The 17,330-nt window shown below is 60.3% G+C and carries 10 protein-coding genes; 4 read left to right on the forward strand and 6 right to left on the reverse strand.

Going from position 1 to position 17,330, the window contains the following annotated elements; all coding sequences use genetic code 11:
* Positions 1–34 precede the first annotated feature (34 nt).
* From HZZ13_RS19370 to HZZ13_RS19395, 6 genes are all read right to left on the reverse strand, one after another.
* Positions 35–2,524, reverse strand: coding sequence for a glycosyltransferase (locus tag HZZ13_RS19370; protein WP_197961140.1), 2,490 nt, complete (start codon positions 2,522–2,524; stop codon positions 35–37).
* 37 nt (positions 2,525–2,561) lie between these two features.
* A complete protein-coding gene (locus HZZ13_RS19375) occupies positions 2,562–2,975 on the reverse strand; it encodes a hypothetical protein (protein ID WP_197961141.1) in 414 nt (137 codons plus the stop codon).
* 205 nt (positions 2,976–3,180) lie between these two features.
* Entirely contained in the window at positions 3,181–5,229 is a 2,049-nt protein-coding gene (locus HZZ13_RS19380) for a tetratricopeptide repeat protein (RefSeq protein WP_246504479.1), read from the reverse strand.
* Between the two features lie 14 nt (positions 5,230–5,243).
* The gene (locus HZZ13_RS19385; RefSeq protein WP_197961143.1) at positions 5,244–6,593 is read right to left on the reverse strand and encodes an HlyD family type I secretion periplasmic adaptor subunit; all 1,350 of its coding nucleotides are present in this window, start codon (positions 6,591–6,593) and stop codon (positions 5,244–5,246) included.
* Positions 6,583–8,832: a peptidase domain-containing ABC transporter gene (locus tag HZZ13_RS19390; protein WP_197961144.1), complete on the reverse strand. Its 2,250-nt coding sequence runs from the start codon at positions 8,830–8,832 to the stop codon at positions 6,583–6,585. The genes HZZ13_RS19385 and HZZ13_RS19390 overlap by 11 nt, the downstream gene beginning before the upstream one ends.
* A 285-nt stretch (positions 8,833–9,117) precedes the next feature.
* Positions 9,118–10,029: a hypothetical protein gene (locus tag HZZ13_RS19395; protein WP_197961145.1), complete on the reverse strand. Its 912-nt coding sequence runs from the start codon at positions 10,027–10,029 to the stop codon at positions 9,118–9,120.
* 162 nt (positions 10,030–10,191) lie between these two features.
* Between HZZ13_RS19395 and HZZ13_RS19400 the strand changes: the two genes are divergently transcribed.
* The 4 genes from HZZ13_RS19400 to HZZ13_RS19415 all read left to right on the forward strand — a co-directional run bounded on the left by HZZ13_RS19400 (position 10,192) and on the right by HZZ13_RS19415 (position 17,196).
* Positions 10,192–11,499, forward strand: a complete 1,308-nt coding sequence (locus tag HZZ13_RS19400; protein ID WP_197961146.1) for a glycosyltransferase — start codon at positions 10,192–10,194, stop codon at positions 11,497–11,499.
* A 2-nt stretch (positions 11,500–11,501) separates the two neighbouring features.
* Positions 11,502–14,048 carry a glycosyltransferase gene (locus HZZ13_RS19405; protein WP_246504492.1) on the forward strand — a complete coding sequence of 849 codons (2,547 nt, stop codon included), beginning with the start codon at positions 11,502–11,504 and terminating at the stop codon, positions 14,046–14,048.
* Between the two features lie 38 nt (positions 14,049–14,086).
* Positions 14,087–16,423 (forward strand): glycosyltransferase family 2 protein, encoded by a 2,337-nt coding sequence (locus tag HZZ13_RS37395; protein ID WP_197961148.1) that lies wholly within the window; start codon positions 14,087–14,089, stop codon positions 16,421–16,423.
* Between the two features lie 257 nt (positions 16,424–16,680).
* Entirely contained in the window at positions 16,681–17,196 is a 516-nt protein-coding gene (locus HZZ13_RS19415) for a class I SAM-dependent methyltransferase (RefSeq protein WP_197961149.1), read from the forward strand.
* The last annotated feature ends 134 nt before the right edge of the window (positions 17,197–17,330 follow it).

Genomic DNA, 17,330 nt, shown 5'->3' on the forward strand with positions numbered 1-17,330 from the left:
CTGGCTACTCGGGAGCTGTTAGGGCTGAAAGAACTCAGCTCCGAGGCAGCGCCATAGCTTTGGAATAGGATGAGGTCTTTGCTGAAGACAGCACTCTTCCTAATGTCCGAGTTGGCTTGGAAGTACGTGCCGCTGGTGGCGCCGGAGATCGATACAGGTAGTAGTCCGGCAGATCTGAAACGACAGCGAAGGCTTCTTTCTGGGGTATCCAACTGTCGGATCCGAGTTCTTCGTGCAAGCTGATGAACGTGTCGTTGATGAACTGCGGACTAAACCTCGCGTCGATTCCGATCAGAGCTCCTATCCCGGCTTCCTGTATTCGTTCTGCTTGCGCCCCAATATCGAACGCGACTGGAAAGACGCCTAGTTCGAACGCATCCGAGAGCGTGTACATATACGTCTCAGGCCAAATCGACGGGAAAAACGCGAAATCCGGAGAGACCTCAACGAGTTTACTAAACAGCTCCTCGTGGCTGTAATAGGGCCCGGTGATTGAGACGTTCACATCTTTCAGCCTGTCATCGATGTTTGAGTAGCCGATGAGATGAAAAGAGATGGGCAACGAGCGGCGTATGGCATCCGCAGCGCAGGCCAACAGCACAGATGATCCTTTGTGCGGACCGATTGCGCCGAGGACCGCAACTCGGATCGTATCCGATCGCACAGATTCTCGCCTTTTCCATTGAGAGTTATCGCGCTCTCTCCTTTGCTTTTCTAAATGCTTACGAACTTGAATTTTCAAATTCGGCAAGAAGGGCTGAAGGCGTGTTTGGGTGTCCCGAGAAGGAACGAAAGTTTCATCTGCGAAAGAAAGAAGCTGCTGATAGACATTCCTATAGTCTTCAACGTCCACAAGGCCGCCCTTCTTGCCTTGGTAGGCATATGATTTGACGCACTCATTGCAAACCGAAACCGACGGCAATTCGCAGTAATCCTCTCCGTCATTCACCAACTGATGCCGGGGGCAAACTGGTGAGTAGTCATGTATTGTACTAACAATTCGGATGCCGTTCGATTTTATGCCCTGAAGCAAAATGCGCAGGGCAACCAAATCACAGCCGACAAAGCTATGTAGGTGGAACAGATTGAGGCCAGCCCCCAGCAGCGACGGCAAAACGGCTTCAATAAACTCCCGCGCAGTCAAGTTGCTCAAGTTAGGCAGATAAATTGGCTCATCTAACCAATTGAGCGAAAATTCATGCTGACACGTGCGGCTTGGCGATAGTATCAGCACCTTAAATTCGTCGCCCATTTGCTCGGTAAGCTGCCGCAAATGAGCTTCAATGCCACCGCCTTGATTGTGGGAAAGGAATACGATCAGCTTTCTTTCCCTGGCGAAGAACAACAAGCGCGCCATATCGATCTGCTGACGCACCTTTCGCAACGGATCGCGCGAAACAAACTTCTTTACTTCACCTTCGTATCTTGGATGTTTTCTGAGTAACGCCAAATAGCCTGACTTCTGTTGCGTAGCTGCATCCAACGCAAATGAAATCTCGCCCGTGTGACGAACAAAAACGTCAGTTGCGGCTACATTCCGCCAACCAGCGATTTCAGCTCTAACACAGAAGTCGTTTTCTTCCCCGTATCCCCGATTAAAGGTTTCCACATCGAGCTCACCTACCTCCGAATAACAGTCTCGGTGAATAAACATGCAGAACCCGACGCCGGTCGGCACATCGACAACCTGCCCTTTGTTCACGGCCGAGACGATTAGGTCGAGCGCTGAGAGCGGTATCTCGATGGAGTAGTTGTTACTCGTGTTCGTATCGGGATAGCTGAATATCGTGGCGTTATTCGATAGCGCAGTAATTGTACCAATTCGGGCGCCAGAGGCGTGTTCGACTAATCGATCTAACCAGCCATCATAAACAATCGTATCTGAATTAAGAAGCAGCTTATGGGAGTTCAGATCGTCGCGCATTCCTCGATTCACCGAGCCGGTGAATCCGAGATTGACTGAATTCTCAAGGTAGTAAAAGAGACCTTGGCGGGCTAACGTGTTTAGTAACTTGGCCAGGCGCGGCTCTGGTGTCTGATCGTTCACGACTACAAGACGGAAGGGCAACACGTTCTTACTAGTTAATACCGAGTATATGCATGCCGCTGTGTCCCGCAGCCCTCGATAAACTGGAATAATCACGTCGAGCCCGCAGCGTTCGACACGTCCGATGAGATCCTTCCACTGTGCGGCCTTCACTGTAGGAATGGGTTCGACCGGCCCCATGATCTCAGGTCTGGTTCGAAGGCCTGAGGCTCGACCTTTGGTGATAAAGTGGACAAATGGATTGCCTGAGAATTGCTCACGAAGGCGAGCATTCCGCGTGTAATAGCGCAAGGAGAAAAACGGGGCTGGATCACGTCCCTCACGCCAGCCATGCTCGCAAAAGTGCCGGAGCGGATCGACTGCAGCTTCGGCCACATCCGGATTAGACCGAAGATAGAAACCTCGGTCAAACAGACCGCTTTCGGCGACAATGGCGCATTCCGATTCGATCGAATCTTGTTGAGAAGTGTCGGTCATCTCAATGCTAAAATCCCGTGCGGAAGGTGGGAATCACTTAGTCTTCTGAAGGAAAACGACCTTCTCGCTCGCCGTACATTTCGAAGTGCTCCTGAAAGGAGGAGATTTCGCCAAATTCAACACCTTCCGCTACGTCCGGATATGCTCGGCCATACCAATCATCGTCCACGACGACCGGAAAAGGCCTACGCTCTTCGAAGTATCCATTCTCTATGAAGTGATGTCGGGCTGACCGAAAGGCCCCTTGATTAACTGCTTCCTTAACGTCGGCGTACTCGTTCAAGTACCACGTCTCATCTACCTCGACACCGCGAAGCAGCAGCTTGATCGCATTAAGAACTTGCTCTGGAGCGAGTACCAAATCTCTGCGTCCATCAAAGGAAAGCAACTCCTTCAGCCTCCCATAGGGGACCACATAAGCGCGTTGTAATTTGCGTGAGTTTCTGCCCATCAAGATTCTCTAGTGACTAGCTTTCGGTATAGCTCAGATCGTCGCTCTATCACGTAGATTAGCATCAACATCATATGCTAACGTTACTGTGACGAATACGACCGAGCGGTTCAATCCTGCTCAGAAAGGCGTTTCGGTCTGCACTAAGTTATAGCGCAGAGCCCAAAATTCGAGCCAAGGTATCAAACAACCCATTGTTGAGGCATTAGTCCGCACAGTGCGTTGCCTTCCCGTCCGCTTGCGCCAGCATGAGCAATCGCTGCCGCGCCGCCTCATTCCCCTGCCCCGCCGCCTTCTCATACCATCCCTTCGCCGCCTCAAGATCCTGCGCCACGCCGCTTCCCGTATAGAGCGCATCTCCGACGCTAAGCTGTGCCGCCGCCATGCCCTGCTCGGCGGCCTGCACGAACCATTCGAACGCTCGCTCGGGATCGCGCTCGCAACCCTGCCCCTTGGACAGCATCACCGCCAGATTGAATTGTCCGAGCAGATGGCCCTGCTTGGCGGCGGCTTCATACCAGGCGACGCCCTTCTCCAGGTCCTGATCCACGCCGGTGCCGGTGCAGTACATCACCCCCAGCTGGAATTGCGCGAGCGGCTGGCCGGCCTGCGCGGCCTTCGCGAACCAGGCGCTGGCTGCTTTCGGGTCGGCCATGCCGCTTCCCGGATCGAGATGGAGATGGCCCAGCGCGAGCATGGCGTCCGTCAGGCCGGCATCGGCCGCGCGCGCATAGCATCTGGCGGCTTCCGGCCAGTCGGGAGCCCCACCGAAGCGCCCGGCATGAAGATTGCCGAGCTGGAAGGCGGCCGCCGCGTGGCCGGTCTCGGCCGCCTGCCCCAGCAGGTCCTTCGCGCGCGCGATCGCTTCCGCGGAAGCGCCGGATTGCAGCAGAAACAGCGCATAGGCGACCCGGGCTTCGGGATCGCCGCCGCCTGCGGCCTTCTCAAGCCATTGCTCGGCGAGGCCGTGGTCGCGATCGACGCCCTGGCCACTCGAATAAAGCTGGCCGAGCTGCACCTGGGCGGCCGGGATGCCGGCATTGGCGGCGGACTCGAACCATTTGATCGCGGCACCGATATCCTGAGGGATGCCGGTGCCCTTCAAATAGAAGATCGCGACGTTGTAGGCCGCGGTCGGGTGCCCGTTCTCGGCGGCGCGCAGAAACCACTTGGCGGCCTCGCGCACGCTTGGCGCAACGCCCTGGCCGGTGGCGTAGAAGCGACCGGTGAAGAACTGCGCCTGGACGTCGCCCCGCTCGGCTGCCTGGAGATACCAATACGCGGCTTCGCGAAGGTCCGGCTCGATGGCCATGCCCTTGGAGTAGAATTCGCCAAGCATCAGGATCGAGGGCAGATGCCCGCGTCGTCCGGCCTTGCGCAAGGCGGTCTCGGCCTTGTCGACGGACCTGGGCAGGCCGTCGCCGGCAAGATGCATCAGGGCGATATTGTAGAGCGCGGTCACATCCTCGTGCCGGGCGGCTTCGCCGAACAGGCGCGCCGCTTCCGGCCGATCCTGCGCGACGCCTTCGCCGTTCAGATGCAAGAACGCGAGCGCGACCTGGGCGCGCACGTGCCCCTTTGCCGCGGCCTTGCGATACCAGTCCGCGGCGATTTGAGGATTCTTAGGGATGCCGAGGCCCTGATAGAAGACGTCGCCCAGACCGAACTCACCGGCGGCGAGATTTTGCTGCGCGGCCTTCTCGTACCACTGCCGCGCCGCGGCCTTGTCCATCTCGCAGCCGCGTCCGTGCCGATAGAGATCCCCAAGCAGCGCCTGGGCTTCCGGGTTGCCGGCGGACGCCGCCTTCGCAATCCAGCCAAAGCCACGTTCGGGCTGCTTCTCGACCGAGAGCCCGCGCGGGAAGATGACTTTGGCGATGGCCGCCCGTTCCTCCCCCTTGCTCTCGACCGACTGGCGCCAGGCTTCCGGCGAGTTGCCGCCGAGACCCGCCGCGGCGCCGTCGAGCAGGATTCGGCCCAGCAACAGTTGGGCTTCCGCATGCCCGGCTTCGGCGGCCCGCTCGTACCAGGCGACCGCATCCGGAAATGAGCGCGCAACGCCTTGGCTTTGCCAGTAGAGTTGGCCGATGCGGAACGCGGCTTCGGCGGAGCCGCGCTCCGCAGCACGCCGCCAGATCTCGAAGGCTTCCATGAAGGCGCCACGCTCATGGGCCGCAACGCCACGCTGAACCAGCGCCTCGGGGCCAAGCCCGGCCCACGGCTTGGGGCGACGGAGCAGTCTGGGCCAGCGCATGTTAACCGCCGTGCTCATTGGGCTTCGCGCATCGCCTGGCCGAGGCCCTTCAGCATGTCGCCGATCACGTACATCGCGACCGACCGTGTGCCGACATGGACATCGCCGGTCAGCGTCATGCCGGGGATCAGGCGGAAGTTCGCCGGCACGTCGCGGAAATCCATTCTGTCCACCGAGCACCGCGCCTTGTAATAGGCGTCGACGGGCTGCCCGTTGTCGTCGGTCGTGAACGCGCCCTCGCTGATCCAGCGGATCTTGCCCTCGGCGGTGCCGTGCTCGGCAAAGTTGAAAGCATCGATTTTCAGCGTGCAGCGATCACCCGGTCTGATGAAGCCGACGTCCCGCGACGCGATCTTGATCTCGGCATCGAGCCGCGTCTTCAGCGGCATCAGCGTGATGAACGGATCGCCCTGCTTCAGCACCGAGCCCACCGACAGCTTCGCCAGCGTCAAGACCACCGAGGGTTCGTCGGCCGTCAAGCGGACGAGATCCTGATGCTTGACCGCCTTGTCGTAGGAGGCTCGTGCGGCGTCGAGCGAGTTTTGCGTGGTCACCAGATCCTGGCTCAGCTGCGCATTCCATTGCTCGGTGAACGCCTTGCGATCAGCCTTCAGCGATTCCAGCTGATGCTGCGCTTCGATCAGGCTGTTGTGCGTGGAGTCCATCTGGCGCAGCAGCTCCAGGCGGGCGTCCTGCGAGATATAAAGATTGAGCTTGGACCCGCTCCCGCTCTCGGCGAGCGTAGAGCGCATCGTCTCGATCTTCTGCAGGACATCGTCGCGCTGGGCGAAGCGCTCATCGTCCTTCTGCAGCTTCTGGATCGTCGCCTCGGTCTGGCTGATCTTGGAATCAAAACTCGCGACCTGGGCGGCGTACTGCGCCTTTCTCTGGTTGTACAACGCTTTCTGCAGGGCCGCGTAGTTCCTGAATTCGACATCTGGCCGATCCGGAAACACCAGCGGCGAATTGCTGAGCTCGGCCTTGTCGCGCAGGACCTGCGCCTCGAGGCTTGCGACCTGCTGCTTGAACTGGGTGACGTCGGCCGAGGCGAAGGTCGAATCGAGCGTTGCGAGTAACTGGCCCGCCGCGACCTGCTCACCCTCGCGAACATCGATGGTCTTGATGATCGATGGGTCGAGCGCCTGCAGCACGTTGATCTGGTCCAGCGGCACGATCTTGCCGCCGACGCTGGACACGACGCGATCAAGCCGCGTCAGGAACATGATCGCCACGAGCGAGGCCAGAAAGGCGACCAGCACCCACAAGGTCGCGCGGGCAATGAGGGGCTCCGCGGCCTCGCGGATCTCAGCCGTCTCGGACTGAAACTGCCGGACGGTGGTGAGCGATGTGGAATTACGAGACAAGCGTCGGCCCTCCCACTTTCGAGCGCGGCCGACGCGCTTGCGTGGCATGGCTATTCTGCTGGTGCCAAAGGCTACCGTAGATCTCGTTGCGCGCCAGCAGCTCCTCGTGCTTGCCGATGTCGTCCACTGTGCCGCGATTGAGCACGAGGATCGCGTCGCAATCGACCAGCGACGAGAGACGATGCGAGATGATGATCAGCGTCCGGCCATGCGCAATCCGCGAGATATTGGCGTTTACGATCGCCTCGCTCTCGGCGTCCAGCGCGCTGGTTGCCTCGTCCAGAATCAGGATGGGCGGATTGACGATGAGGGCGCGCGCAATCGCGATGCGCTGCCGCTGGCCGCCCGAGAGATTGGGCGAGCCCTCGTAAATATAGGTCTCATAGCCGCGCGGCAGCTTGTCGATGAATTCTTCCGCGCCGGCGAGCCGTGCCGCCCGGACCACCTCGTCAAATGTGGCATCGGGCTTGGCGGCCGCGATGTTCTCACGGATGGTGCCTGAGAACAGAAAATTCTCCTGCAGCACGACACCGATGTTACGGCGCAGATGATCGACGTCGTATTCGCGCACGTCGATGCCGTCGATCTTGATCAGCCCGCCATAGTCGGAATGCAGCCGCTGCAACAGGCGTGTGATCGTCGTCTTGCCCGAGCCGCTCTTGCCCATGACGCCAAGGGTCGTACCGGTCGGGATTTCGAACGAAATCCCGTTCAGCGCCGGCGAGACCGCCCCCTTGTACTTGAATGTCACATTGGCGAATTCGACGTGGCCCTGCAGCGGGGTTTGCACACCATGTCCGGAGCGTCCCTCCTCCGGCTCCTGGTTGACGAGGTTACCCACGATACCGACGGCCATTCGCGCTTCGTCGAGCTGGTTAACCAATTGCGCCATTTGCATCAGCGGTGCCGCGACGCGCTGCGACAATAGCAAGAAGGCAAACAATGCGCCCACATAGACGGGATCAGCTGTGCTGATCGCCAGATACACGCCAATCGCAAACGGGGCGCTAACCGTTAGCCGGTCAAGCGGCCTCACGACGGCCTGGATCATCACACCCGCCATACCCTCGGCCAGCCGGGCCTTGGCGACGCGGGCCACATGAACGTCCCACATATGCTTTTGGCGTGCATCGAGAGCGAGCGACTTTACGGTGCGAATACCATTGAGGTTCTGCACCATGAAAGCCCCCTGCGCGCCCTCAGCTGCGAGGACCGCGGCGGACTTCTTTCGATAGTAGGGCAGCATCAGGACGAGCCACGCCACGATCAGGGCCGAGAAGCCCAGCACGATGAAAGTCAGCAGCGGGCTGAAGAAGAACATCACGGGCAGGAAGAAGATCAGTGTCGCCGAATCCAGAATCGTCCCGAAGACCTGGCCGACCAGGAAGGTGCGAACCCTGAAGATCTCACGCATGTCGCGCGCGATCAAACCGATCTGGTTCCGCTCAAAGTAGTCGATCGGAAGATTGAGCACCTTCTCGAAAACGTAGGTGGAGAGCTTAACGTCGAGTCGCGCCGTCAGAGTGTGCACGAGATACTGGCGCAGGAAGAAGAACATGGTCTCGAAGGCGATGATCACCACCATCGCAAGGCATAACACGTAGAAAGTGTTGAACGCCCTGTAGAACATCACCTTGTCGGTCAGCAGCCGCCAGAACATGATTGGCGCCAGCGCGAGCAGCCCCAGCACCAGCGCCGCGACGGCGACATCCCGTACGATGCGCCGCTCGCGGAAAATCAACGCGGTGATGAATCCAAAACTGAACGGCTGCGTCTCGTCCGATATCTCGTAATCGCGCTTGACGAGGATGACCTCACCCGTCCACACGTCCGCCATGCGGATGGGATCGATGACGAGCAGCGCGTCCTCGCCGACATTCGGATCTCGAAGAGCGACCCGGGGGTTGTTTTCATCGCCTTCGAGGCGCAGCAGCACCATCTTGCTGCCGTCCTTGAGGCAAACGATCGCGGGCAGCGCTTTCTTGAGCTGGCTCAGCCCGTCCCAGTCGAGATGAACGACCTTCGCCCGCATCCCCGAATTGTTGGCGCATTTGACGATCTCGGAGGTCGTAACTTCACCGCCGGACAGCACGTTTTCATGGATGAGTTGCGAGACGGTCAGATGCAGACCATGCTGCCGGGCTACGATCACGAGTGCCGCGAGACCGCTGGCCTCGGCGTTCTCAGTCGTGAGTGGAGAAGCATCCCCAGCGTTGGCGGATGAAACATCGACGGTCATGCAAACCTCTGCTTGTACGATCTACGGCGATCAATACACCGCGGACCGATCCGCCTCGCCTTTATTGTGCACTGCGAAGCGAGCTAATGAAACCTTAACGCCTTGCGTGCCGAAAACCAAATGCTTCCGTTCCGCGAGAGGCACCTTCTGCGAACAATCGAAACATCCTAAACAGCTGAATTAAGAGGCAATTTTCTCTCGTGAGCCCTGCCAAAGCGCGTCTTTTTTTGCCGCGCCACACCTGATGGCGGCACATGCCGCAGTGCAAGAAATTCCCTAGGAATTTTAACCCTTTACGCCAGCCCTGCTACGGAAGACCCGGACGCGCCCGCTGCCACCTCGGACCGGATTTTTCGGAGCCGCCTCGGCCGCGATGGCCGCGGGCGCGGACACAGCTGGACCGCTTGACACCGATCGATCTGGGCGAGACTGCACGGCCCTTGTCGAAGCAATCTGCAGCCGCAGACCGACGAGCGGCTCCCGGCCGGTCGGCCCAGAAACCACTACCCGCTGTCCCGTGACCTTCATCTGCGGTGAACCCAGGAAGATCGCGTCAGCCGTGATCTCGTAGTGTTGGGCAGCAGAGCCGAACACTTCGAAGGTCGCGCCGACCAGCGGCAGCGCTCGACCCCGGGTGCCCGAGTATCCGCCGGCCTCAACAAACTCAGTGGTCTTCGGCTCGCCCGGTCCGCCCACGCGAACCGAATGGCGCACGCCGAAATTCTGAGGACGTTCCGCCCAGTCGATGCCGACGCCCTCGATGCGGGTTGGCGCCATCGGTCCCCCAAGCCATTCCCCGAGTCCCACCAACGTATCGCCGCGCCCGGCCAGATGACCAATCAGACGGAGACCGGCAAAGTCCGGCGGCGCCTCGTCCAAAGCCGCGAGGCCCAGCGGATCGGTCGAGAGCTGAGCCGATTGGATGCGCGCGCCAAGCGAACCGCCCGCGGACCGGGGGCTCAACTCAACCTGAAGGCGAGCGGGTGCCGATAACCGAACGACTACATTGGCGCCCGGCGACCAGAGCACCGGTTCCTCAACCTCAGGAGGCAACAGGAATTCAACCGAGCCGGAGCTTTGCGGATCCACCGACAGGCTGACCTTGGGCGGCTGCGCAGCGTCCTCCGCCGAATCATAGCGGATCAAAAACAAGCCCTTCTGCAGATCAAGCGTCTTCTGCAGCGATGTCGATTTCATTGAAATATGCCCCCAGAAATTCGCCTCATCATAGCGAAGCCGCAGCGTTTAAGGCAATATACCGACCAGACGTTGTCGAATTTTAGCGTTAAATTGTGTCAGCTCTGCACGGCGGCGATTCCAGTGCTAGGACTGGCGATCGGCCGCCGTCGCGAAGGACCCATGCAGAAAATTCTCTTTGTTCATAATAATTTTCCTGCGCAGTTTCTACCGCTGTGTAAAGCGCTCTCCGGACGCGATGACATCCAGATGGCCGCGATCGGATCGCCGACGGCCCGGGCGCTGCCCGGCGTCTCCCTCAAGAAGTACATGATCCCCGATGGCGAGCTGGCGGCGGCGCATCCGTTCGCCCGGCGCTTTGAGGCGGAGTGCCGCCGCGCCGAGCAGGTGCTCTATTCCGCCTCCAATTTGAAGCAGCAGGGCTTCGTTCCGGATCTGGTCGTCGCCCATCCTGGCTGGGGCGAGATGCTCCCCTTGCGCCCGCTGTTTCCCGAGGCGCGCATCATCGCCTATTGCGAATTCTACTATCGCGCCGCGGGCCAGGACGTCGGCTTTGACGCCGAATTCCCCGACATGGGCGTCGATGGTCATGTTCGCATCCATTTGAAGAACGCCGCAACCCTGCTGGCGCTCGATGACGCAGACGCCGGCCTCTCACCGACACTCTGGCAGCGGTCAACCTATCCGGGCGTCTTCCAGAGCAAGATCGAGGTGATCCATGACGGCGTGGACACCGATCTGATTCAGCCGGACGAGACTGCCGCGCTGACCTTGCCATCCGGCAAGGTGCTGACGAGAGCCGACGAAGTCGTAACTTTCGCAACCCGCAGCCATGAGCCGCTCCGTGGCTTTCATTGCTTTCTTCGCGCCCTTCCTGCGATCATGGCTGCCCGGCCGAACGCGCAAATCCTGATCATCGGTGGGACAGCAATCCCCTACGGCCTGTCGCCGCCAGAGGGTCATAGCTGGCGCACTTACTTCTTCCGCGAGATCGAAGGTCAAGTGGACGCGAGCCGCATTCACTTCGCGGAGGAACTCGATCGTGCGCAATTCCTGCACGCACTACAGATTTCCAGCGCCCACGTGTATTTCACCTACCCCTTTGTCTTGTCATGGTCACTCCTCGAAGCGATGAGTGCCGGCTGCCTTATCATCGGGTCCGATACGGCCCCCTTGCGCGAGGTGATCGATGGCAGCAACGGCATTTTGGTGCCATTCTTTGATATCGAGCAATTGTCCGCGCGCGTGATCGAAACCCTGGCAAGTCCGCGCCGGTTTTCCGGCATGCGGCGCGCGGCGCGAGAAACCGTCATGGAGCGCTACGATCTCAATCGGATTTGCCTGCCCCGCTTGTTGGACTTCTACAAGATCGCAACCCCGAGCAACATCGTTCGCGCGAAGCGAACGACAGAGGTTCTTGCTGACAGGTTTCGCGACGTGTTCGCGTCGGCCGGCGGCAAGCGCCCGTGACAATGGGCAGCGTACGGCCAGCGGAGCGATTTGCTGCTCTTCTTGATGCGGAGCAGCACGTCGGGGCGCTGGAACGTGCTGCCATCTCGGCGCTTGCCCGCGGAGACCTGAGCGAGGCATTCCGTCTCGTCGACCGTCGGTGCCGCATCTTCCCCGTTGCCCAGGCACGACACTACACGCTGCGCGCCGAGATAGCTCACCGGTCAGGCCTCGAAGCCGCGGCGCTTGAGGATCTCGACACCGCGCTCGAACTTGCTCCGGATGACCTTGCCGCCAACCGGCGCATGATGCAATGGGGTGATGAGGAGCGGAGACAGGCCGCAGCTCGCAGACTGATCGAACTCGACAGCGATATGGCGATGCTAGGCGAGGCTGTCACCAAGCTGAGGGCTGGCGGCGAGACCGCCCTGGGCGTCATCCGGCGGATCGGCGACAACATCAGCGGTTGGGTTGTTTGGCAAGCCCACGGCAAGATCGACCTGGAGATCCGAAGCGATGTGGCAACAGTTTCCCATTCGATCGGTAGCGATCCGCAGCATGCGCTGGCCAGTCGCGCCGAGCATGCCGCAAGCTTCAGCGTTCCGCTGCCCGATGCATCGACGCGTCGGGTGGTGAGCCTGGCACTCAACCAGCGTGTCATTGCACGTACGGCTTTTCCAGCACCGCTTGGAGCCACGCGGGTAAGAACAATTCCGCGCGACGCGGTCGACAAGGTTGGAGCCGCTTCCAAGGTTACCGTTATCGTCGCCGTCTACGACGATCTTGATGCAACGACGCGCTGCCTCGAAAGCCTCACTGCGGCCATCGATGGCGACGACGACGTCAGAGTCGTGCTGGTCGACGATGCTACGCCCGACGAACGTATCGCCAAGCTGCTTGACGCGACTGCCGCCAATCCCAGGGTCCGGCTGCTCCGCAACTCAAACAATCTCGGATTCATTGGTGCTGTAAATCGCGCGCTGCAGACCGTTCCCTCCGGCGACGTCATACTGCTCAATTCCGATACCGTGGTACCGAATGGATTTGTGCGGCGCCTAAGTGCCACCGCCTATGCAGCGCCCGACATCGGGACAGTCACACCACTTTCCAACAATGGTGAGGCGACAAGCTTTCCAGTGCCATTTACGGCCAATCCATTGCTTGCGGCAGAGGACGCAGCCCGCATCGATGCGATCGCCGAACGTGTCAATGCCGGCCGCCTGGTGGATATGCCGGACGGGATTGGGTTCTGCCTCTATATCACCAGGGCTTGCCTCGATGTGGTCGGCGGACTATCCGACCACTATCATCGGGGCTATCTCGAAGATGTTGATCTCTGCTTGCGAGCTCGCCAAAACGGCTTTCGCAACGTCTGCGCGCCTGCGATCTATGTTGGGCATGCGGGTTCGGCTTCCTTCAAGACGGAAAAGCGCGCTCTGGTGGTGCTTAATCTTGCAAGACTTCGACAGCGCTTTCCCAATTATCGCGAGGAGAGCGCAGCCTTCAAGGCACAAGATCCGCTCAGAGTGTGCCGGGCGGCCATCGAGCGCCAACTCATGGCCAGCCGCCAAGGGGCCACGCTGGTTTTTTCCGGCCCCGGCGTTGTGTCGGAGGTGGCAGCGAGTTTTGCCCGCGAGCTTGATGAGCCGGCCCTGCTCGTGACGTTTAGGCGGAGCGGAACCAGGCTTACTGTGCGCGACGCCGGAAATGGATTTCCGCAGTCGCTTGAGTTCCAGCTCCCTTTGGAGGCAGCGCAGTTGGAAGAAACCATAGCCGCGCTATCTCCCTCCCGCGTCGTGATCGCCGATCCCGCGCGCGTGCCGCTAGCGTTGGCACGAGAGCTGACGAGGCAAGGCGTGCGCGTTGACGTGTTCACTGCGGACGGAGGTCTGTGGTGCCGCCGTGGCGGTCTCGACGACAGGGGCCAACCGTGTCTGAAACTCGTCCACGGCACAGCCTGCGATTGCGGCGGGGGCATCGCCGAGAGCTGGCTGAAGCATCTGACAAGCGAGAGCCGGATCATCGCGCCGGATGCGACCGCGGAGACCATGCTGCGCCGGCGGCTGCCGACAAACCTGGCACGTCGCGTACAACTGAGCAGAGTCGATGCGTTCCAGAATGTTCAACGACCTAAGGGCATATCGAGACATGGTGACACGTTCGGCTTTCTTGTTGTCGGAGAAGAGCCTGCCGATTTCACGCTAATGAGCCACCTCCTTCGTGCCATGCGCAAGGAACGACCTCGGATGAAGCTGACGGTACTGGGCGAGACCTTAAATGATCTCACGCTTATGGCGCTCGGCAATACTGTGGTTACTGGCCCCATTACGGCCAACGAACTCGGAAACTTTGCCGCCCGCCATGGGCTTGGATGGCTCGCGATCGTTCGCCGTACACCGTTGTTCGGCCATCCCTTGATTGCAACCACCTTCAGAGACGTCGACATTCCCCTCGCCTTCTTCGACTGGTCGTTCGGCAGAATTGCTGCAAGCCAATTCGATCTGGCGATTTCACCCTCACGCGACAATGATGCAGTAAGCGCAGATCTACTCACTTGGAGCGCGAGGTAGCGATGAGATTTCGCCGGCCAGCAGCCCAAGCGGCTTCGGTGACCACAACCGCGTTGCGCGTGCAATTTGGCCGTAGCGACGAAGCTTGCTTTTCCGGATTCGTCTACGATCCCAAGGATTTGACACGGCGGCTCGTGCTCGAACTCTTGCTCGACGGCGTGCCGGTACGCATCGCGCGTGCCGACGCCTATGCGCCCGAGCTCGCCTCCGAAAGCATCGGTGACGGTTGCTACGGCTTCAGCTTCGCACTGACCCCAGAATTGATTGCCGATAGTCACGTGGCCGAAATTCGTCTCGCCAATGGGCACGAGGCGGTCGGCCCCTCGATCAAGCTCGACGCGGCCGACGAGAGCATTTCCGACAGCCGGGGTCCGGGCGGCATCGAATGGCTCGGTGGCGTGCGATTTCGGGGTTGGGTGCGGTGCGCCCCTGCTGAATCGCCGATGGTGCGGGCCATTGTCGATGGCGAACCGGTGGCAGAAGCACGGGCAAGCAACTTCACCCATGTGGGCGGCATCGACAATGCCAATCTGGTCAAGGCTTTCGACCTGCACCTGCCCCGCGAGTACGCGGACGGAAGAGTACGCCGAGTGCATTTCGTGACAGAAGACGAACTGCAGCTGACCACCACGCCACTCACCTTCGTCGCCTTTCCAGACAAGGTGGAGGATTTTTTCGCATCCTTCGGTGAAATCGAGTCTGAGCGCCTGCGGGGCCGGATGCTCGACCGACTGCTACCGGCCTCGGCGCCCTTCAACAGCTACGAAAGCTGGCGTGATCGCTGGGATATCCGGAGACACGGGCAAGAGAGCTGCGAGCGCCCAACAGCCGTAGTCCTGATTGCTGGAGGGGACGAAGAGCTGTCGCTGCAAAGCTTGGACGAGGGGAAGCACAAGGGCTGGGTAGCGGCCACTCTCCCGCCCTTGGAAGGTCCTGGGACTTTCGACCCCCTTGAACTGCGCGAATTCCTGGCCCACGAGGCTGCCGACGCGGAAATTGTGGTCTTCGCGCATGCAGGGACGCTGTTCGATGTATTCGCGCTACAGCGGCTTTCGGAGGGCTTCGCTGCCGTATCGCAAGCCCGTTTGGTCTATGGCGATCTCGAGGTTTGCGATGAGAACGGCCGTCGCTGGCCGTTGGCGCTGCCTGCCTTCGACTATGAACGAATGCTCGAGCAGGGCTATTGCACGCAGTTGTTTGCCATAAAGCGCGCTTCAGTCGAGGCGGCCCTCGAGGCTTATCCGACGAACCTCTATCGAATGTTCAACTGCCACTTTGACGGCGACGATCCTGCGGTCCATAGCCAGGTGGTGCACGTGCCGTGCGCGCTTGGGTGCGCGCCCCAGTTGGACCTGACCGTCCACGGCCGGCTGCTTGCGCAAGCGAGCCTCACGCATCTTGCGGCGCGCGGCACCTCTGCAAAAACAGCGCCGCAGCGCGGCACGCAAATGCCGTCAGCACGCGTGACGCGGAAACTGAAAAGACGCTCCCTGACGATCATTATTCCGGTGCGCAACCGCAGGACGCTGTTGCAGACCTGCCTTTCAAGTATTGCACCGGCCGTGGCCGATGCCGGGGCCCAAATCCTAATCGTCGATAATGATTCCAGCGATGCCGACATGATCACTTACCTGGAGACACTCCAGCGCCGCGGCACAGAGGTGCTCGCCGTACCAGGCCCATTCAATTTCGCTCGGCTCAACAATCTTGCGGTGGACGCTTGCGCGAGCGACGATATTCTGCTGCTCAACAATGACATACGGGCGATGGATGCAGCTTGGCTCGCCGAGATGCAGAGCCGGCTGGCGGAGGCCGACGTTGGGGCCGTCGGCGCGCTGCTGGTGTGGCCTAGCGGTATGGTTCAGCATGCGGGCGTGGCCCTCGGTCCAAGCTTCGCCGCTCAGCACATCGGCAACGACCGGCTTGCCAGTGATCCCGGCTATGGCGACATGTTGCGGATCGCCAGGGAGTGCGGTGCTGTTACGGGCGCATGTCTGTTGACCCGACGCAGCGACTATATTGCCGTGGGGGGGCTTGACGAGGTGCGCTTTCCCGTGAACTTCAACGACGTCGACTATTGCCTGAAGCTGCGCAGCCAGGGCAAGCGCATCATCTGGACCCCGGCAGCCCGGCTTTACCACCATGAATCGGCAAGCCGCGGCCGGGACCAGTTCGGTGACAAGGCCTCACGCTTCGAGCGCGAGCTCCGCAATCTCCGCAGCAAGTGGGGCGAGCATCTTCTGGAGGACCCCTATTACAATCCCAATCTCTCGCTCGATGCTGTGCCGTTTTCCGCGCTGGCTTGGCCGCCCCGGGTACGGGCGCCTCGCGTCAATGTACCGCCCGCAGCTGTGCAGCTGCCCCCCGGATTTTGAGCCATACCATTGAAAATTAATGCCACTTCCTCTAGCTGGGCCATTCCGATTGATGGCGTCGCAGGCCTATGCCGACGAGTCGATCGCGGAGTAAGGACGTGGACGCACGTGTTTCTAGATCAAGCGCTGACTGAAAACGTCATTCATCTCGTGGGTTTCGGGCAATGGTAAAGAAGGTCCTCAATGCTGGAAGCGGGCCGGTTAATCCCGAGCGTCTACAGCGCACGTTTCGCAACGGCGGCTGGCAGGAGGTACGCATGGACGTCGACGCGCGGGCGTCGCCGGACATCGTAGCATCGCTTGAGGATATGAGCCAGATCGCAGACAGGAGTTTTGATGCGGTCTACTGCTCGCACAGCCTCGAGCACCTTCACCCCCATGACGTCCGCTCCGCTCTTCGCGGCATCGTCCGCGTGTTGAAGCCGGATGGCTTTGCGCTCGTTACGTCACCGGATCTTGAGCCAATTGCAGCTCTCGTGGCCCAGGGCCGCGGCGAAGAGATCGCCTACCAATCGCCGCTCGGCCCGATCACCGCGCTCGACATGATCTACGGCCACGCCGCCTCGATCGAAAGGGGCAACTACTATATGGCGCACAACAGCGGCTTCACCGAAGATAGCATCGCACGTTTGCTCCTGGAGGCCCGCTTCGAGGAAGTCCTGGTCATCAAGGGTAACTGCTACGACTTCTATGCCCTCGCCCTCATGCCACAGGCCGACAAGGCGCAAATCCTAGACGAGTTGCATCAAGGCGGGCTCGATTTCGCCGAGTAGTCGTAGCCGGTCGCTGCATGCACAGCGCGACGCAGGCCATCGCAGCGTACCGTGTCGTCGCGGTCGGATTTGGTGGCGGTTCGCGCTCGGCTTTGCTTGATCGCGCCCGGCCAGCGAGTCGGCCCATTCCAACG

The sequence above is a fragment of the Bradyrhizobium agreste genome (assembly GCF_016031625.1).
Classification (GTDB): Bacteria; Pseudomonadota; Alphaproteobacteria; order Rhizobiales; family Xanthobacteraceae; genus Bradyrhizobium; species Bradyrhizobium agreste.